Below are 17132 nucleotides of genomic sequence, written 5' to 3'. Positions count from 1 at the left end.
GCGCTGTGCAGACCGCCCGAGACGTTGTCGAGGTCGGCGTCGGAGATCTCAGCGGTCTCGACCTGGGGGGTGAAGTTCATGATGAAGCTTCCCTTCATGTGGATATCTCTCAAAGGTGCCGGCCGGTCCCGCCGGAAAACGACCCGGCCGCGTCAGCGGTCGTGCGGGTGCCCAATAAATCAGGAACCCTCGGTGCAACTCCCGCGGTGCGACGGATCAAAGCACGCCGACGCGCCGGACAGCCAATCGGACAACTCCCGGTCAGAGCCTCATCCGGCACGAATTCAAGTTCACGTGCAGGTGCGTCCACGCCTCGGCGGCGACTTCTTCACAAGCTTCACGCTCCCGATTCCCTTCGGGTGAAGCGCGCCGCCGAAGCGGAATCGGACACTCCCGCCCCAATGGCCTGCCATGCCGCCAACCCCACCGCACGCGGTGAGCGTCGGTCAGCTGCTGTGCATCGGTTGCGCGTTCGGTGTGCAGGTTTCCGGAAGACTGTGTTCCGGAGGCCGTCGGCCGGTGGAACCGCCCGAACGGACCGGGCGTCCAAGCGCCGTGACCAAGAGAGTGGGACGGATCGTGTGCGCCCTCGCGCTGGCTGCTGGCGCCCTCACGGGCTGCACCGCGGCGGGGCAGGCAGCAGAGGCCGGTGAGGCAGGGAAAGCCGGTAAGGGTGAGGCTGTGGAGACGGTCCGGGCCCGGCCGTCCGGCCGGGCGATCCCCTACGACCTCTACACACACTGCGGGATCGACGAGGCCCGTATCGGCTCGACGTACTTCGAGGCTCAGACGCCGCTCGACGACGGCGCGGGAAACCCGCCCGAAGGGTGGGACAACCCCACCCAGCGCGGCACGATGACTCTGACGTCCGGGACGCAGGCGGTCTTCACCGACGACGCGGGGCACGAGGTGACGTTCCGGGCCCGGCCGGGGGCGACCGGCTTCAAACGCATCTGCGCCTGAACCGCGTCGTCGAACTCCCGTCCGCCCGGCGGCGTCCCGCAGACACTCCCTGGTGCCCCGGCACCGCCGCACGGTGACGGCCCGTCGGCCGGCGCCGGCCGGCCGGCGCCGCCGCACGCCGGTTCACCTCACATCGCCGTACCGAACGCCTGCGTCCACCACGGCCCGCCGGACGCGTCGTGGATGCCCACGCCGATCTCCTTGAACGAGCAGTTGAGGATGTTCGCGCGGTGGCCGGAACTGTTCATCCAGGAGTCCATCACCGACGCAGGGCTCTGCTGGCCCCTCGCGATGTTCTCGCCGTACGTGCTCCAGCGGTAGCCGGCCGCGGTGATGCGGTCGCCGGGATCGGTCCCGTCCGGGCTCGTGTGGTCGAAGTAGTCACGGGCCGCCATGTCCGCGCTGTGCCGCTGTGCCGCCGTGGCGAGCTTGTCGTTGCTGGTCACCGGTCCGCATCCCGCCTTGGCGCGCTCGGAGTTGACCAGGGCGACGACCTGCTCGGCGTCGCCGCTCGGCAGGGGCGGCGCCGGGTCCGGCTGCTCCGGCGTGGGCGTGGGCTTCGGCCTGGGCTTCGCCGGCGTGGGCTTCGGCTTGGGCTTGGCCGTCTTGCTCGGGCTGGGCTTCGGAGTGGGGCTCGGGGAGGCTGTGAGCGACGGGGAGGGGGACGGGCTCCGGTTGGGCGACGGAAGCAGCGGGGAGGCCGGGGCGGCAGCCGTGGCGCGGGGCTCCTCGTCGTCCGAGGGGCCGGTGAGCAGATGGACCGCACCGCCGCCCGTGACGAGAGCGGCGACCGCGGCGGCAACGGCCGCGGTACGGCGCCGCCGCCGCGCCCGCTCCAGGCGGGCCTGGGTACGGGCCGAGGCGGGCGCGTGGGCGGAAGCGGTCGCGACCATGTCCGGCGACGAGGCGAACCGGGCGAGCGATGCCGCCACCGGTACGAGCGCGAGGCCGACGAGCAGGCCCTCGGCGGGCACCAGCCCCGACCAGTGCCCCGAGCAGACCGTGCAGCCGCGGGCATGGCGGGCCAGGCGCTTGCGCCAGAGGGCCGAGGGTATGCCGTCCCAGCCGGCGACCATCGGCTCCAGCAGGACGCAGCGCGGGTCGGCGGACAGCGCGCGGACCACGACACGGGCCGTCTCCAACTGGGCCTTCATCCGCTGCACCCGTACCGCGGTGTGCTGCGGGGACAGCTCCAGTGCGGCGGCGACCTCCGCCCGCGACAGCTGTCCGGCGGCCTCCAGCCACCACAGCGACAGCAGCGCCCGGTCGTCCTCGTCCAGCCAGCGGGTGGCCTCGGCGGTCTCGCGGCGCTGACCGGAGAGTCCGAGGCGGGTGATGGTGAGGTCCACGAAGTCCGCGCCGGGGTCGACGACGTCGTACGCGTCGTCCAGACCGCCGCCGGTGGGTATCGCGCCCGACCGGCGCTCGCGCCAGTGGCCGCGTATCTGGTTCATCGTGATGGCGACCAGCCAGCTGCGGAAGTTCTCCGGGCTGCGCAGCCCCTCAAGGCCGCCGAGGACGCGGAGCATGGTCTCCTGCACCACGTCGTCCACGTCGGCGTGGCCGTTCATGGCCCGGCCGACGATGTTGTAGACGAGCGGAAGGTACTCGGCGACGAGCCGGTCCTGCGCCTGCTGGTCCCCGGCCTGCGCCGCCATGATCATCGCGGCTTCGCGTTCGCTGCTCACGCTGTGTCCACTCTCTTTCAGAACTCGGGCCTGTCCTCCGACACATGGGAGACGCGCCGCCCCCGCGCCGATAACAGAAAGCCGGAAAACCCGGCAACCCAGGAACCCGGAACCGGTCAGCCGACAACGGGATAGCTGTGGGCCGGGACGTCCGGCAGCGTCAGCTCGGGCCGCCAGGCGCGCAGCACGGCGGCCGAGGGAACGAACAGCTCGGCCGGGAGGGTGTCCGGACGGTGCCACTGCCAGCGCACGATCTTGTCCGGCTCGGTGACCTCCGGCTCGCCCTCGACGCCGGTGACCAGGCCCGCGGCGGAGACCCGGGTGATGCCGCGCTCGCCTTCGAGCACCACGGCGACGATCCGTACGTCTTCCTCGCGCACCCGGAGCGCCGTCTCCTCGGCCAGTTCGCGCGCCCCCGCCCGCTCGAAGCTCTCACCGGGGTCGACCTTGCCGCCGGGCAGCTCCCAGCAGCCGTTGTGTGCGAGCCCGAGGAGGATCCGGCCGCCCGCGTCGACGACGATCATGCCGATGCCGGTCACCCCGTTCGGTACGGGGAACGCCCGCGCGGGGCGTTCGGCGACAGCGGACTCTCCGGAAGCGGGCTCTCCGGCAGCAGACTCTCCGGCAGCAGACTCTCCGGCCGCGGCCGGAGACGGCGAGAGGCGCGCGGCATTGCCAGGGGTCACCATTGGCCCTCCAGACGGGTTGTCGCCCCACCCGGCCGGGCGCGGCGGTGCCTGATCGTACGGGCCGTGCACAGGTGGCCGCTGTGACGTAGGCGGCATAGCGTGCTTGCGGGGGACCCGACCCCCGGAGGTACGACCATGAAGACTTCCCGGCCCGTCATCGGCGGACCCTGCTGGGTCGAGCTCGGCACCGGCGACATACCGGGAGCGCAGGACTTCTACGGCACGGTCTTCGGCTGGCGCACGGCGACCGATCCGCGGGCCGAGGCCGGCGGCTACACCATGGCCCGTGTCGGCGACGCCGCGGTCGCCGCGCTCACCCCGCTGTACCAGCCGAAGCAGCCCGCGGCGTGGACCGTGTTGTTCGCGACGAACGACACGGATGCCACCGCGGCAGCGGTCACCGACGCGGGCGGGACGCTGCTCACCGGACCGATGGACGTCTTCGAGGACGGCCGCTTCGCGGTGGTCGCGGACCCCGAGGGCGCGGTCTTCTCGCTCTGGCAGGGCCGCAACTTCGCCGGGGCGGAGCTGCTCAACGCGCCGGGTGCGCTGGGCTGGGTCGAGCTGCTGACCCGTGACCCGGCGGAGGCCAAACGGTTCTATCCGGCGGTCTTCGGCTGGACCGTGAACGCGTCGGAGCACTACACCCAGTTCGGGGTCGGGGGAGACGACTTCGGCGGGCTGCTCAGGATGCAGGACGAGCGTTTCCCTCCGGAGGTCCCGGCGCACTGGCTGCCGTACTTCCAGGTGACGGACGTCGACGCGACCGCGCACACGGCGTCGGACGCGGGCGGTGGCGTGTTCCTGGAACCGGTGCAGATGGAGGGAGGGCCGCGGTTCGCGGTGCTGCACGATCCGCAGCGCGCGGCGTTCGGGGTCCACACGCTGCCCGCGTCGAAGGGCTGACCGCGGGCGGACTCAGCGCAGGATCGTGGTCGGCAGGGCCGGCTCCCCCGAGCGCTCCCGCCATTCACGCGGATAGCCCACCGACACCTCGTGGAACGGCACACCGTCGTGCCGGGTGGTACGGGGGATGTGCAGATGCCCGTACACCATCGCGCGCGCCCGGTGGCGGATGTGCCAGTCCGCGGTGTGCTCGGTCCCGCACCAGAGCGCGAATTCGGGATACCGCAGTACCCGCGTCGGCTCACGGACCAGCGGATAGTGGTTGACCAGCACCGTGGGCAGCCCGTCGGGGACGGCGGCCAGCCGTGACTCGGTGAGCTCCAGCCGGGCCCGGCACCAGGCGTCGCGGCTCGGATACGGGTCGGGATGCAGCAGGAGTTCGTCGGTGCAGACGACATGCGCGCGGCGCGCCTGGTCCAGGGCCTCCTCCTGGTTGGCCGCGCCCTCCGGGCGGAAGGTGTAGTCGTACAGCAGGAACAGCGGCGCGATCGCGACGGGTCCCTCCTCGCCCGTCCAGACCGGGTACGGGTCCTCGGGCGTCAGCACGCCCAGCCGTCGGCACAGCTCCACGAGCAGCTCGTAGCGCTCCACGCCGCGTGCCTGGACGGGGTCGGCGGAGACCGTCCACAGCTCGTGGTTCCCCGGTGCCCACACGACCTTGGCGAACCGGTCGCGCAGCAGCGTCAGCGCCCACTCGATGTCCGACACCAGGTCGCCGACGTCGCCCGCGACGAGCAGCCAGTCGTCGTCGGAGCCGGGCCGCAGACTGTCGACGTGCTTGCGGTTCTCCTTGTGGTTGACGTGCAGATCACTGATGGCGAGCAGAGACATTTCGCAACCCCCGTGAGTGGACAGCCTGCCGAAGCGTCATGGCGATCATCCCATCGCGAGGGGGCAACTGTCCGTCTCCGCCACCCCGTTGCCTAGGGTGAGGGCATGTCAGATGTCCCGCGCGACCGGCCCGACCCGTTGCTCTCCGACTCGTTGCTGTCCGACCCGTACGGCGCCTATGAGCGGCTGCGCGGCTCCGCCCCCGTGCACAAGGTGGCGGGCCCCGACGGCAGCCCCGTCTGGCTGGTCACCCGTTACGAGGACGTATGCGCGGCGCTCGCCGACAGCAGGCTGTCGCTCGACCGGAGCAACGCCGGGCCCGGTGGCTACCGTGGTTTCGCGCTGCCGCCGGCGCTGGACGCGAACCTGATGAACATGGACCCGCCGGACCACACGCGGATCCGCAGGCTGGTGTCTTCCGCGTTCACCCCGTCCCGGATCGAGACGCTGCGGGACCCCGTCCTGCGCACCGCGCACCGGCTCCTCGACGCGATCGAGCCGCACGGCCGGGCCGATCTCATCGCCGCGTACGCCGCGCCGCTGCCGGTCACGGTCATCTGCGACCTCCTCGGCGTGCCCGAGGAGGACCGGCGGGACTTCCGGGACTGGACGGACTCGCTCGTCGCCCCCGATCCGGCCAGGCCTGACGCGGCCAAGGACGCCGTTGTCAGCATGCTGTCGTTCTTCACGGCCCTGCTCGCCACCAAACGCCGCAGTCCCGGTGACGATCTGATCTCGGCCCTGATCACGGTGCGTGACGAGGACGGCGACCGGCTGTCCGAGGACGAGCTGATGTCGCTGGTCTTCCTGATCCTCTTCGCCGGGTACGAGAACACCGTCCATCTCATCGGGAACGCCGTCCTGGCGCTGCTGAGCCACCCGGAGCAGCTCGCGGCGCTGCGCGCCGACCCGGCGGGCCGGCTGGGACCCGCCGTCGAGGAGCTGGCCCGCTACGACGGCCCCGCGCTGCTGGCGATCCGTCGTTTCCCCGTTCAGGACGTCACCATCGGCGGGGTCACCGTCCCGGCCGGGGAGACCGTCCTGCTCTCGCTCGCGGCGGCGAACCGGGATCCCGGCCGGTTCACCGCCCCGGACCGGCTGGAGCTGGACCGTACGGACGCCGGCGCGCATCTGGCGCTCGGCCACGGGATCCACTACTGCCTCGGCGCACCGCTGGCCAGGCTGGAGACCGCGATCGCGCTCGGCGCGCTGCTGGAGCGCTTTCCCCGGCTGGCCCTCGACGCGGCGGAGGACGAGCTCGCCCACCGTCCCTCGATGCGGGCCCGCGGGCTGCTCAGGCTCCCTGTGCGCTTCTGAGCCCGTAATCCGCCCAGGCGGGCGCGGTGCCGGTGATCTGGCAGATCATCAGGTAGAGCGGGATGGGCGGGGTGTAGGGGCTGGTGTCCTCGGGCCAGTGGATCAGCCGCGCCGCAGCCGGTACGTATGCCCCGCGGGAGTAGTACGAGGGCAGCGGCCACCTCAGCTCCAGGTCGGAGCCGGCGGGCACGATCCACCACCACCAGTCCGTGTCCGAGTAGACACAGCCCGTGCTCGGCAGCTTGGCCAGCATCCGGCGGCCGTGCCGCGCGGGCACCCCGACCGCGTCGCAGCCCAGTGTTGCGGGCAGGCCCGGCGGGACCTCCAGGCGAAACTGCTCCTGAGTCCCGTGGCGACTGCGGGAGAGCAGCCCGGCCATGGTCCTCAGCACGGACCCTCCAGGTCGAGCGCCAGCTCGGCCCAGACGATACGGCCGGGACCCGGCTGTGCGTCGTGCGCGCCCCAGGCGCTGCTCACGGCGTCCACCAGCAGCAGTCCGCGCCCGCGCTCGTCCTCGGAGATCCGGCACAGTCGCGGCTCGCCGGGCGGGCAGCCCTGGTCCTGCACCGCTATGCGCAACTGGCCTTCCGCGTCGCGCAGTTCGCACAGGACGCGCTCGCTCTCGGTGTGCACCACGGCGTTGGTGAACAGCTCGGTCGCGACCAGGGCCACCGCGTCGAGGTGGTCGTCGCCAAGGCCCCAGCGCAGCATCCGTTCCCGGAGCAGGCGGCGGGCGCGTGCGACCGAATCGGTGCGGCCGGGCAGCTCGAACCCGAAGCGGCGGATCGCCAACCCCGTGAAGGCCGGCGCGAACGTGCCGACGAGCAGCGGGTTGAGCGCGTTACCAGAAGCCACGACCAATCCTTAACGGTGGGGAAGCAGTGCCGGTCGTGCCTCTCCCGGAGCAGAGCGCGGCAGCCTCGTGAACTGGTTCACCGACACACTTTCCACCCGGCGGCGACACTTGGCAAGAGGCACTCTGAAAATTGCAGAGTGTCGAGTTCTGAGGGAGAGTGTCATGGCACACTCGCCGTGACGCCGAGTCGCGTCTCCGAACAAGGAGTCGTGTCACCGACTCGTGACGCCGTGACGCCGTGACATCGAGAACAGCGCGCTGGGGAGGTCTGTAGTGAGCGAGCCGCGGTCCGCCCCCACGGTGGGGCAGGTCGTACTGGGCAAGCGACTGCAGGATCTGCGGGAGCGAGCCGGCCTGAAACGCGAGGAGGCCGCCAAGGTGCTCCGAGTGGCCCCCGCCACCATCCGCCGGATGGAGATGGCCGAGGTCGCGCTGAAAATCCCCTACGTGCAACTCCTCCTGCGGGCCTACGGCATCGCCGACGACGAGGCCGACGGTTTCGTCCAACTCGCCGAGGACGCCAACAAGCCGGGCTGGTGGCAGCGTTTCCACGACGTCCTGCCCGGCTGGTTCAGCATGTACGTCAGCCTGGAGGGGGCCGCGAGTCTCATCCGGGCGTACGAACCCCACTTCGTCCCCGGACTCCTCCAGACCGAGGAGTACGCGCGCGGCGTCATGCGCAGCGGAGCCCTCGGCGCCACCAGCGCCGACGACATCGAGCGGCACGTCGCCCTGCGGATGGAGCGGCAGGGACTGCTCACCAGAGCCGACGCCCCCAGATTCTGGGTGGTCATGGACGAGACGGTGCTCCGCCGGCCGGCGGGCACCCCAGAGGTGATGCGGGCCCAGATCGACCGGCTCCTCGAAGCCGTCGAACTGCCGAACGTCACGCTCCAGGTCGCGGAGTTCGCGACCGGGCCGCACCCCGGCACCTACGGACCGTTCGTTCTCTTCCGGTTCGCCGTGCCCGAGCTGCCCGACATGGTCTACAGCGAGTACCTGACCGGCGCGGTCTATCTCGACGCGCGCCCCGAGGTGGCCTCGCACCTGGAGGTCATGGACCGCATGGCGGCCCAGGCCGCCACCGCGCAACGCACGAAGGACATCCTCCGGGGCGTCCGCAAGGAGCTGTGAATGGATCGCATATACAACGGCATGCCTGCCCGGGAGCTCGGCTCGGAGGGGTGGCACAAGCCGTGGAGCGGCGGCAACGGCGGCAACTGCATCGAGGCCATGAAGCTGGCCGACGGCAGGGTCGCGGTGCGCCAGTCCGCCGACCCTGAAGGCCCCGCTCTCATCTACACGCACGGCGAGATCGCCGCTTTCATCCAGGGCGCCAAGTCCGGTCAGGCAGACTTCCTTCTGACGTGACCCGGGACCGACCGCCCGAGTGGTACGTGCAGTTCCGTTCGTTCGTCCTCTTGTCGCCCACCCGTCGCAGACCCTTGGAGACGCCAGATGACCGGGCAAGACCCCGCCGCCGTACGGATCGACACCAGCAAGCCGCATCCGGCTCGTATGTACGACTGGTTCCTCGGAGGCAAGGACAACTACCCGGTCGACGAGGAGATGGCCAAGCAACTCCTCACCCTGGACGCGCGCGGCCGTGACATGGCCAGGGTCAACCGGGCCTATATGCACCGCGCCACGCGCTGGCTCGGCAGGAACGGCGTACGCCAGTACCTCGACATCGGCACCGGCATCCCCACCGAGCCCAATCTCCACCAGATAGCCCAGCAGGTCGCCCCCGAGTCCCGCGTCGTCTACTGCGACAACGACCCGATCGTGCTCGCCCACGCCGAGGCCCTGCTGCGCAGCACCCCCGAGGGCGCCACCGACTACATCCAGGCGGACGCCCGCGATCCCGAGGCGATCCTGGACGCGGCGGGCAAGGTCCTGGACTTCACCCGGCCGATCGCGCTGTCGCTGCTCGCGCTGCTGCACTTCGTGGACGACGAGGACGGCGCGTACGAGCTGGTGGACCGGCTGGTCCAGCAGCTCGCACCCGGCAGCTACCTCGTGCTGTCCCACACGACGGGCGACTTCGACCCGGCGAAGGCGGCGCAGGCCCGCGCGATGTACCAGGCCCGCGGGCTCACGCTGCGCCCCCGCTCCCGCGAGGAGTTCACCCGGTTCTTCGACAGTCTGGAGCTCGTCGAGCCCGGTGTGTCACTGACCGCTGAATGGCACCCCGAGCTCGGCGAGGTCATCGACGTGCTGGGCGACGAACCCATCCCCGGCTACGCGGGAGTCGCCCGCGTCAGCTGACGCTCCGTCCGGACAGGGCCTGGGCGAACCGAGGCTCGAGCAGGGTGACGAGGAAACTCGTCGCCCTGCTGACGTTTCCGGCCGAGTCGATCGTCCGGTGCTCGACGGTGTGGGTGCCGTAGTCGGGTGTCGCGTCGTCCCACGGCACGGCACGCGGCGTACCGAGCTTGCCGTAGACGAGATCGTCGATGACGGTGCCGCTCGGGGTGAAGCGGAACGGCGCGTCGGCGTCCGTCGGCCAGCCGTAGTACGTGTACCAGCCGTCGCCGTCCACCCGGAACTGCGAGACGACCGTGCCGGGTTGGTCGTCGCTCGCCGTCAGCCGCATGGTGAACGGACCGTCGTACACGTACTCGGGCGGCCGCCCGGGCCGGTGCACCGTCCGCAGCGGCTCGGACAGCTCGTACGAACCCGCCGCCGGGGCCGCGTCCACGGTCCAGCGCAGCACGGCGTCCGTTCCCGCGATCCCGGCCGTCAGTGTGTGCGTCCCGGGACGGAGCCGCAGCGCGCCGAGGTCCAGATCGCGGTCGTTGCCGGGGTTCACGAGCGGACGGCCGTCGAGGGACCAACGGACGGTGTGCGTCCGGTCCGTGGGGTGCGTGGTGTCGGCGTACACGACGGACCCGGCCCCGACGGGCGTCCCGGTGGCGGTGTGGCCCGTGAAGGCCGCGGGGACCGGAGTGTGGTGCGTCCTTACGGACGTGTCGACCGTCCAGCTCACGGTGCGGGTCAGCGCGGCCGAGGCGCGGACGGCGGGATCGCGGACGAACGGAGTCGGATCGGTGACGGTGGCCGTGAGGGTGTGCGTACCCCGGCCGATGCCGATCCTGCGCAGATCCACGGTGCGGGCGCCGTCGGTGTGCCGCAGCGGACGGCCGTCGAGCCGCCAGACGACGTCGAGTTCGCCGCCGACCGGGTGCAGGGTGTCGACCCACACCGTCCGGTCGGCGCCGATCGGAGCGGCGTCCGGGGTGCGGTCCTGGACCAGGTTCACCTTGGCGGAGATCGCGCGGATCATCACCTCCCGTTCCACCTGGTCGAAGGCGTAACCCAGGGTCTTCATGATCGAGTGCTTGCTGGGCCGCCAGACACCCTTGGTGCTGTACATCCCGCCCTCGTGCCGTCCGATCACACCGCCCGACTCGCTCTTCTCGCCCAGCCAGCGCCACCACTTCGCCTGCTGGTCCCGCATCTGCTGCTCGGTGAGGAGGGTGTGGTGCACGGACGCGGGCTCGCCGCCGGTGTACGTGCCGCCGGGGACGCCCCGGCCGTAGTAGTCGTACTCGTCCTGGAGCTTGCCCAGCGAGTGGCCGATCTCGTGCGGGGTGATGAGAGAGGAGAGGGCATTGCCTCCGGATGCGGTGGCGTACGTGCCGCCCGCACCGCCGTACGTGTCGCTGTTCGCGAGCGCCACGATCTGACGGTTGGCGCCCGTCGTCCCGGCGACGAGATCGGCCAGCGCGGTCGCGGCACCGCTGTCGACGGTGAGCAGTCGCTGCACGCTCTCCGGATTGCAGCCGCCCCAGAAGCCCATGTTCAGCGGGGTGTCACGGCGTGGGGCGTCCAGTGACGGGTCGCAGTCGACGCCCTGCTCGGGCGAGGGCACCTCGACCGCCCACACATTGATGTACGAGCGGTACGAGGCGAACGGCTCGGTGCTCCACAGCACTTGCAGATGTTTGTCGACGTCCGCGCGGAACTCGTCCATGCCGGCGGCGGTGTAGCCGTCGCCGAGGACGACGAGATTGAAGCGCTTGTCGGCCGGGCCCGTGGTCTGGACGGGGACGACGGTGGCGTTCTCGGCCACCGGCTCGTCGGCGACGGCTTCGGCCGTCGCGGGCGGTGCCGCGCCGAGCAGACCGGAGAAGACCAGGGCGCCCGCGGTGGCGAGCGCCGCGGCTCTGGGAAAGCGTATGCCGGAGGTGTCCATGGGGCGGGAGCGTAGGTCCGTGCCCAATGGGCCGTAAAGACAGCCGAGTTGGCCATGAAGCCGACCCGCTGGTCGCGCTCCTCGAACCGGCCGACGCTACGACCGGACCGACCGGGCAGGGCCGGTGCTGACCCGCTCGTCGTCGTCGCGGGAGCGCCGCCTTCGCCGCAGGACGCAGCCGGCGAGCACCGCGCCGGCTGCGACCGCGTAGGCCGTCGCGGTGACCACGTACGGATCGGCCTCGGACTGGGCCGTGACGTACTTCGTGGCGCCGGCCATGGCCACGCCCAGCCACTCCCACCGGCCGTCCAGGGCCACCAGCGCGACCAGCAGCAGCGCGTACCACGAGTAGCCGGGCGTGAGCAGCAGGAACGCGGTGCCGGTGACGAGCAGGGCGCCGCTCCACGGCCGTTCGGGATCCCCGCGCAGGAGTACCCGGGCGACGACGCAGAGCATCGCCGCGACCAGGGCCCAGGCCGCCCAGTCGTCCGGCAGCACCAGCCGCAGCAGGGCGTACCGGCTGCGGGCCGAGGCGTCTTCGTACCCTTCCTCCTCGACGTAGCCGGTGAGATAGCCGAAGACCGAGCCGTGGGAAAGAAGGACGTACGGCAGATACGTCAGCGCGACGACGGCGGCGGCGGGCAACAGGACGGCGGCCGCGTCACGCCATCGGCGTACCCCGGACAATGCCCCGGGCAGGAGGACCGCGGGCAGCAACTTGGTGGCCGTGGCGGCGCCGAGGAGTGCGCCGCCCGCCGCCCGGTGGCGTACGACGACCGCGAGTCCGGCCACCCCGAGCAGCACGCCGAGCACATCGGCATGGGCGTTGTCGACGGCTTCGAGGGGGACGGCCGGACACCACGCCCAGTACGCCGCGGTACGCGGATCGCCACCGCGCCGCCGCAGGACCAGGAGCAGCGCGCCGGTCACGCCCACCGACAGCAGCGCGCCGCCGGTCTGGAGCGGTTTGTGCCGTGCACCGTCGGGAGACAGCGCGTGGACCAGCAGGAAGTAGCCCTCGGCGACCGGCGGATAGATGGTGTGGACCTGCGGACGGTTGATCAGGGTGCAGTGGATCTCGCCCTTCGGGCCCGGGATCCGCGCACGCTCCGGGCCCGCGCAGCCCACATCCGTGGGGAAGAGCCACGGATCGCGCAGCGGGGCGAGCGCCGGGTCGGCGGGCGCGTGGTCGTACGGGGAGATCCTGGCGGCCTGCACCCGCCCGTCCCAGGCGTAGCGGTACATGTCGCTGCTGGTGCGCGGGGGAGCGAGCAGACCGGTCGCGGCGACGATCACGCCGCCCCCGAGGATCAGCGCCACGGCGGGGCGCACCGGCACTCTGCGCAGACACCACACGGCCGCGGCGAACAGCAGCCAGCAGGCCCCGTACCAGCCCGCCAGGCCGACCGGGTCCGAGAAGTAGCCGTCCTTGCGGACCGTGAGGGCGAGCGCGGTGGTGAGGGCGGCGAGGAGGAGGCCGGTGCCGAGGGTGCGCGGGGTGATCACCTGCTCAGCGTGGCAGTCCCGGCGCCCGCGGGCCGTGCACCGACCGCTGACGTCAGCGATCCGTAAGGTGTCAGAGCCGCCCCGGGGGCCGGTTCGGGGGTCTGATGGAGACATGAGGTTCCGAACACCGGCACTGCGTCCACCGGCACTGAGGTGGCCCGCATCGATGCGGCCCGCGCTGAAGCGGCCACCCCTGCCGTCCTTCAAGGGCCGGCTGCACGACCCGCGCACCGCCACCGCCGTCGGCCGCTGGCTCGGCGTGACGATCGCGGTGTGCTTCCTGACCGGGCTGATCAGCCATTTCCTGCAGAAGCCGCCGGACTGGCTGCTGCCGCTGCTGCCGCCCCGGCCCGTCTGGGGCTACCGGCTGACGCAGGGGCTGCACGTCGCGAGCGGAATCGCCACGATCCCGCTGCTGATGGCGAAGCTGTGGACCGTGTACCCGAGGCTCTTCGTGTGGCCGCCGGCCCGGTCCGTACGGCACGCACTGGAACGGCTGTCGATCGGGGTGCTGGTGGCGGCGGCCGTGTTCCAGGTGTTCAGCGGGCTGCTGAACACCGTGCAGTGGTATCCGTGGCCGTTCTCCTTCGTACCGGTGCACTACGCGGTCGCCTGGGTGCTGGTGGGCGCGCTGCTGCTGCACCTCGCGGTCAAGGCGCCCGAGATCAAGGCGCACTGGACCCGGCGCTCGCCCGGGACACTGGAGCTGCCGGCGGAGGACGGGCCGGACCGGCGGTCGTTCCTGACCGGAGTCGCGGCGGCCGTCGGCGCGGTCACCGTGGTCACGGTGGGTCAGTCCCTCACCCCGCTGAAGAGCCTCGACCTGCTGGCGCCCCGCCACCCCGATCACGGCCCGCAGGGCCTGCCGGTCAACCGGACCGCGGCGGCGGCAGGGCTCGCCGCCGGGGTGCAGGCGGATCGCTGGCGGCTGTCGGTGGCCGGGCCCCGCCCGTACGAGCTGTCGCTCGACGACCTCCGGGCCATGCCCCAGCACACCGTGACCCTGCCGATCGCCTGCGTCGAGGGCTGGAGCAAGTCGGCCGAGTGGACGGGGGTACGGATCCGGGACCTGCTGGACCGGGCCGGGGCGCCGCCCGGCGCGCTGCTGCGCGTGGTGTCACTGGAGCGGCACGGCGCGTACCGGATCATGGAGATGGGCCGGGGGTACGCGCGCGACCCGCTGACGCTGCTCGCCCTGCGGCTGAACGGTGAGGTGCTGACGCTCGACCACGGTTTCCCGGCGCGCATCATCGCCCCGAACCGGCCCGGTGTGCTCCAGACGAAATGGGTCAGCCGGCTGGAGGTGCTGTGATGCGGGTCGTCGTGGGCGCGGTGGGCGTCGCTCTGATGGGCTTCGGCGCGTGGCTGCTGTTCGGCGCGGGCGACGTACGCGACCCGTGGGACGCGGTGGTCTGGCTGGGAGGGGCGGTCGTCCTCCATGACGGACTCATCGCGCCTCTGGTCCTGGCGGTGGGCTTCCTGCTGGCGGCCCTGCCCGCGCGCGGCACACTCCGGGCGGGGCTCATCGTCTGCGGCGCGCTGACCCTGATCGCCCTGCCACCCCTGCTGCGCCCGGGCGCCCCGACGAACCCGTCCGCGTTGCCGCTGGACTACCTTCGCAACTGGCTGCTGACGCTCGGCGTCGTGGCCTCCCTGACCGCCGGTGTGCTGCTGCTGGGCCGGGTGGCGCGCTCACTGTCGGGGTGGCCGGAGCGGCGGCGAGCGCGTCGTGAGGAGAAGGCCAAGACTGTCCCGCCTTCCGACGACTGACCTCGGACGTCAACTGTGCACTCCGGACCGGGCTGCATGAGCGCTCCTGCTGTGAGCAGCGATCGTCATCCACGGAACGCCCGGGCGCTGAACGCCCGGGCGCTGAACGCCCGGGCGCTGAACGCCCGGGCACGGAACGCCCGGGCACGGAACGACAGGGGACGGGAATGCCCCGAGGGTCACGAACCGGCGCTGAGTGCGCCCTCCGCCCTTGCGAGCGTCTCCGCGTGGCCGAAGAACCCCGGCAGACCGCCCGAGTGCAGGAGGATCGTGCGCTGTCCGGGCACGATGTCGCCGTCCTCGATCGCTGCGGTCAGGCCGGCCAGGGCGCGCCCGGTGTAGATCGGGTCGAGCACGATCCCTTCGGTGCGGGCCGCCAGCGTCAGGGCGGCCATGACCGGCTCGGTCAACGCAGCGTAACCGTCGCCGACCTGGTCGAGCCTCAGTCTCAGGGTCTCCGCCGGGCAGGGCGTGCCGGACAGCCCGGCGGCCAGTTCGGACACGGTCCGGGCGGGATCGCCGACGGCTCCGCAGTGGACGCCGAGTACGCGCGCGGGACCCAGCACGCCGACCAGGCCGGCCATGGTCCCGCCGGAGCCCATCGCGACGACGACCGTGGCCAGGTCGGGGGCCTGGGCGAGGAGTTCGCGTCCGCACTCGACGTAACCGCGCGCACCGAGCACGCTGGAACCGCCGAAGGGGATCAGCGCCGGGACGGCGCCCTGGTCCCGCAGTCGCTCGGTCACCTGCTCGGCGACGGAGCCGAGCGCCTCGCCACCGATGCCACCCGCCCACACGACCCGGGCGCCGAACAGCCCGTCGAGCGCGATGTTGCCGGAGGCCGACGATCCGGGCGTGCCGGCGAGCACCAGCACGACGTCGAGCCCCAGCCGAGCCCCGGCGGCCGCGGTCAGCCGTGCGTGGTTGCTCTGCGGTGCGCCCGTGGTCACCAGGACCGTGGCGCCGTCGGCCAGCGCCGCGCCGCAGAGCCACTCAAGCTTGCGGACCTTGTTCCCGCCGCCGCCCAGACCGGTGAGGTCGTCCCGTTTGATCCACAGGTCGTCCGGGCCGAGGCCGAGCGCACGGGCCAGCCGCGGCTCGGGTTCGAGCGGCGTCGGCCATGCGCCGAGCGCGGCCCGTCGCGGGGTACCGCTGTCGTCGGTCATCGTTTCGGCGCTGCCCTCCTGAAGGTGGAACGGTGTCTCAGCGGCGTTCGAGCGAGCCCCGGACGAACGCGGCCTGCCCGGCGTGCTGGAGATCGTCGGCGATGACGCTCACCAGCCGGACGCCCAGGGTCACGGGCGGGGACCACGAGTCGTCCACGACCCGGTTCAGCGCCGTGCCCTTCAGGCCGCCGACGAACGTGACGGTCTCCTCATGGACGGCGTCGAAGTAGCCGAGCAGCAGTTCGCCCGAGTCTACTTGGACCGCCGCGACCTGTTTGCGGGAGTGGCCGTAGCCGGTCTCTCCCTCGGCGAACGGAAGCCCGAAGCGGCCCACCCAGTCCTGGGAGGTCCAGACCTGATCCCGGCCGGCCGCGTCGGCCACGTGGTCGTCCTGGATGCGCGTGAGGTGCCACACCAGCCAGGCGATGGAGTTGGCACCGGGGTCGAGCCTGGCGTTGAGTTCGTCTGCCGAGAGCCCCTCGACAGCCTCGTGCACGACCTCCCGGACACGTCCGAAAGCGTCGGCGAGCACATCTGCGGTGTTCATACGGCGAGTGAACCGCGCACGTCTCCTGCGGCGCGGGTCCGACACGGCGGGGATTCGGCTCCCCGGGCCCGCAGACTGCTCGTCGCGCCGTCGACCGGCTCGCGCAGGATGTCCTTCTCGCCCCCGGTAGGGGGCACGTGCTTCGTCATGCGTGGAACGTAACAGCCGCCACCGACAACGGCGTCGGGGCCGGGCGGCCACGGGACAGGCACACGAACGTACGCCCATCGGCCGTCCACGGCAGGGCGCGCGTCCAGCCCGTCGCCGCCGCGTGGCCGACCAGGGCGGAAAGCCCCACCCGGGCCCACGGGAAGGGAGCGCCCGGAGCTCCGTCGCCGTCGACCACCCGCACGTCCACGCGTTCGTCGACGTCGACGGGAGCGGCCTCGGCGATCAGCACCCCGTCCGGGGCGACGAGTTCGGCGACCCGGGAGAGCAGGGCGCGCGGATCGCCGCCGATGCCGATGTTTCCGTCGATCAGCAGCGCCGTACCCCAACTGCCCTCCCTCGGCAGCGGGTCGAAGACCGACCGGCACAGCGCGCTGCCACCCGAGCGGACCGCACGGGCGACCGCCGCCGGGCTGACGTCGACACCCAGGGTCGTCCGCCCCAGCCCGGCCAGCGCGGCCACGAGCCGTCCCGGGCCGCAGCCTATGTCCAGTACCGGCCCCCGGCAGCGGTCCAGCACCGTGCGG

19 protein-coding genes and 1 pseudogene are annotated in these 17132 nt (G+C 72.0%); 8 read left to right on the top strand and 12 right to left on the bottom strand.

From position 1 onward, the window contains the following. Positions 1-80 (bottom strand): annotated as a pseudogene (locus ACWGI8_RS21500) (type A2 lantipeptide); the annotation flags it as partial. A 475-nt stretch (positions 81-555) separates the two neighbouring features. On the opposite strand from ACWGI8_RS21500, the gene ACWGI8_RS21495 reads away from it, so the two are divergent. Then, positions 556-963 carry a hypothetical protein gene (locus ACWGI8_RS21495; protein WP_453663058.1) on the top strand — a complete coding sequence of 136 codons (408 nt, stop codon included), beginning with the start codon at positions 556-558 and terminating at the stop codon, positions 961-963. Positions 964-1091: 128 nt separating this feature from the next. Here the strand turns inward: ACWGI8_RS21495 and ACWGI8_RS21490 are convergent, their stop codons facing one another. Together ACWGI8_RS21490 and ACWGI8_RS21485 are read right to left on the bottom strand one after the other, a co-directional pair. Then, a complete protein-coding gene (locus ACWGI8_RS21490) occupies positions 1092-2651 on the bottom strand; it encodes a sigma-70 family RNA polymerase sigma factor (protein WP_453663056.1) in 1560 nt (519 codons plus the stop codon). Between the two features lie 116 nt (positions 2652-2767). Then, on the bottom strand, positions 2768-3340 hold the full coding sequence (locus tag ACWGI8_RS21485; protein WP_453663054.1) for a nucleotide triphosphate diphosphatase NUDT15: 573 nt from the start codon (positions 3338-3340) through the stop codon (positions 2768-2770). Between the two features lie 135 nt (positions 3341-3475). Here ACWGI8_RS21485 and ACWGI8_RS21480 point away from each other — a divergent pair, with 135 nt between their 5' ends. Next, positions 3476-4246, top strand: coding sequence for a VOC family protein (locus ACWGI8_RS21480; protein ID WP_453663052.1), 771 nt, complete (start codon positions 3476-3478; stop codon positions 4244-4246). A gap of 12 nt (positions 4247-4258) precedes the next feature. Here the strand turns inward: ACWGI8_RS21480 and ACWGI8_RS21475 are convergent, their stop codons facing one another. Further along, positions 4259-5077 carry a metallophosphoesterase family protein gene (locus ACWGI8_RS21475; RefSeq protein ID WP_453663051.1) on the bottom strand — a complete coding sequence of 273 codons (819 nt, stop codon included), beginning with the start codon at positions 5075-5077 and terminating at the stop codon, positions 4259-4261. 105 nt (positions 5078-5182) lie between these two features. Between ACWGI8_RS21475 and ACWGI8_RS21470 the strand changes: the two genes are divergently transcribed. Then, entirely contained in the window at positions 5183-6394 is a 1212-nt protein-coding gene (locus tag ACWGI8_RS21470; protein WP_453663049.1) for a cytochrome P450 family protein, read from the top strand. Here ACWGI8_RS21470 and ACWGI8_RS21465 read toward each other — a convergent pair. Both ACWGI8_RS21465 and ACWGI8_RS21460 read right to left on the bottom strand, forming a co-directional pair. Further along, positions 6372-6773, bottom strand: a complete 402-nt coding sequence (locus ACWGI8_RS21465) for a hypothetical protein (RefSeq protein WP_453663060.1) — start codon at positions 6771-6773, stop codon at positions 6372-6374. The genes ACWGI8_RS21470 and ACWGI8_RS21465 overlap by 23 nt on opposite strands. Positions 6774-6778: 5 nt before the next feature. Next, a complete protein-coding gene (locus tag ACWGI8_RS21460; protein WP_453663048.1) occupies positions 6779-7249 on the bottom strand; it encodes an ATP-binding protein in 471 nt (156 codons plus the stop codon). A gap of 274 nt (positions 7250-7523) precedes the next feature. Here ACWGI8_RS21460 and ACWGI8_RS21455 point away from each other — a divergent pair, with 274 nt between their 5' ends. The 3 genes from ACWGI8_RS21455 to ACWGI8_RS21445 all read left to right on the top strand — a co-directional run bounded on the left by ACWGI8_RS21455 (position 7524) and on the right by ACWGI8_RS21445 (position 9518). Continuing rightward, positions 7524-8384 (top strand): helix-turn-helix domain-containing protein, encoded by an 861-nt coding sequence (locus ACWGI8_RS21455; protein ID WP_453663047.1) that lies wholly within the window; start codon positions 7524-7526, stop codon positions 8382-8384. After that, the gene (locus tag ACWGI8_RS21450) at positions 8385-8621 is read left to right on the top strand and encodes a DUF397 domain-containing protein (protein ID WP_453663046.1); all 237 of its coding nucleotides are present in this window, start codon (positions 8385-8387) and stop codon (positions 8619-8621) included. It begins immediately after the preceding gene. Positions 8622-8708: 87 nt separating this feature from the next. Next, the gene (locus tag ACWGI8_RS21445) at positions 8709-9518 is read left to right on the top strand and encodes an SAM-dependent methyltransferase (protein ID WP_453663044.1); all 810 of its coding nucleotides are present in this window, start codon (positions 8709-8711) and stop codon (positions 9516-9518) included. Here ACWGI8_RS21445 and ACWGI8_RS21440 read toward each other — a convergent pair. After that, the gene (locus ACWGI8_RS21440) at positions 9511-11448 is read right to left on the bottom strand and encodes a M64 family metallopeptidase (RefSeq protein ID WP_453663043.1); all 1938 of its coding nucleotides are present in this window, start codon (positions 11446-11448) and stop codon (positions 9511-9513) included. The two genes, ACWGI8_RS21445 and ACWGI8_RS21440, sit on opposite strands and share 8 nt — an antisense overlap. A 96-nt stretch (positions 11449-11544) precedes the next feature. Then, on the bottom strand, positions 11545-12954 hold the full coding sequence (locus ACWGI8_RS21435; protein WP_453663042.1) for a glycosyltransferase 87 family protein: 1410 nt from the start codon (positions 12952-12954) through the stop codon (positions 11545-11547). A gap of 166 nt (positions 12955-13120) precedes the next feature. Between ACWGI8_RS21435 and ACWGI8_RS21430 the strand changes: the two genes are divergently transcribed. Beyond that, positions 13121-14266 (top strand): molybdopterin-dependent oxidoreductase, encoded by a 1146-nt coding sequence (locus ACWGI8_RS21430; RefSeq protein WP_453663041.1) that lies wholly within the window; start codon positions 13121-13123, stop codon positions 14264-14266. Then, entirely contained in the window at positions 14266-14724 is a 459-nt protein-coding gene (locus ACWGI8_RS21425; protein WP_453663040.1) for a hypothetical protein, read from the top strand. The genes ACWGI8_RS21430 and ACWGI8_RS21425 overlap by 1 nt, the downstream gene beginning before the upstream one ends. A 179-nt stretch (positions 14725-14903) precedes the next feature. On the opposite strand, the gene ACWGI8_RS21420 is transcribed toward ACWGI8_RS21425, so the two are convergent. The 4 genes from ACWGI8_RS21420 to ACWGI8_RS21405 form a co-directional block, all read right to left on the bottom strand. Continuing rightward, positions 14904-15890 carry a D-cysteine desulfhydrase family protein gene (locus ACWGI8_RS21420; protein ID WP_453663039.1) on the bottom strand — a complete coding sequence of 329 codons (987 nt, stop codon included), beginning with the start codon at positions 15888-15890 and terminating at the stop codon, positions 14904-14906. 37 nt (positions 15891-15927) lie between these two features. Continuing rightward, positions 15928-16437 carry a mycothiol transferase gene (locus ACWGI8_RS21415; protein ID WP_453663038.1) on the bottom strand — a complete coding sequence of 170 codons (510 nt, stop codon included), beginning with the start codon at positions 16435-16437 and terminating at the stop codon, positions 15928-15930. Next, complete coding sequence (locus ACWGI8_RS21410) at positions 16434-16586, bottom strand: hypothetical protein (RefSeq protein WP_453663037.1); 153 nt, start codon at positions 16584-16586, stop codon at positions 16434-16436. Before ACWGI8_RS21410 ends, ACWGI8_RS21415 begins: the two co-directional genes overlap by 4 nt. Beyond that, positions 16583-17132 (bottom strand): methyltransferase domain-containing protein (locus ACWGI8_RS21405; protein ID WP_453663035.1); only part of this gene is annotated, 550 nt, incomplete at its 5' end. The genes ACWGI8_RS21410 and ACWGI8_RS21405, both read right to left, overlap by 4 nt.

Source organism: Streptomyces sp. NPDC054841 (genome assembly GCF_053611045.1).
This window is presented reverse-complemented; position numbering and strand designations above follow the sequence as displayed.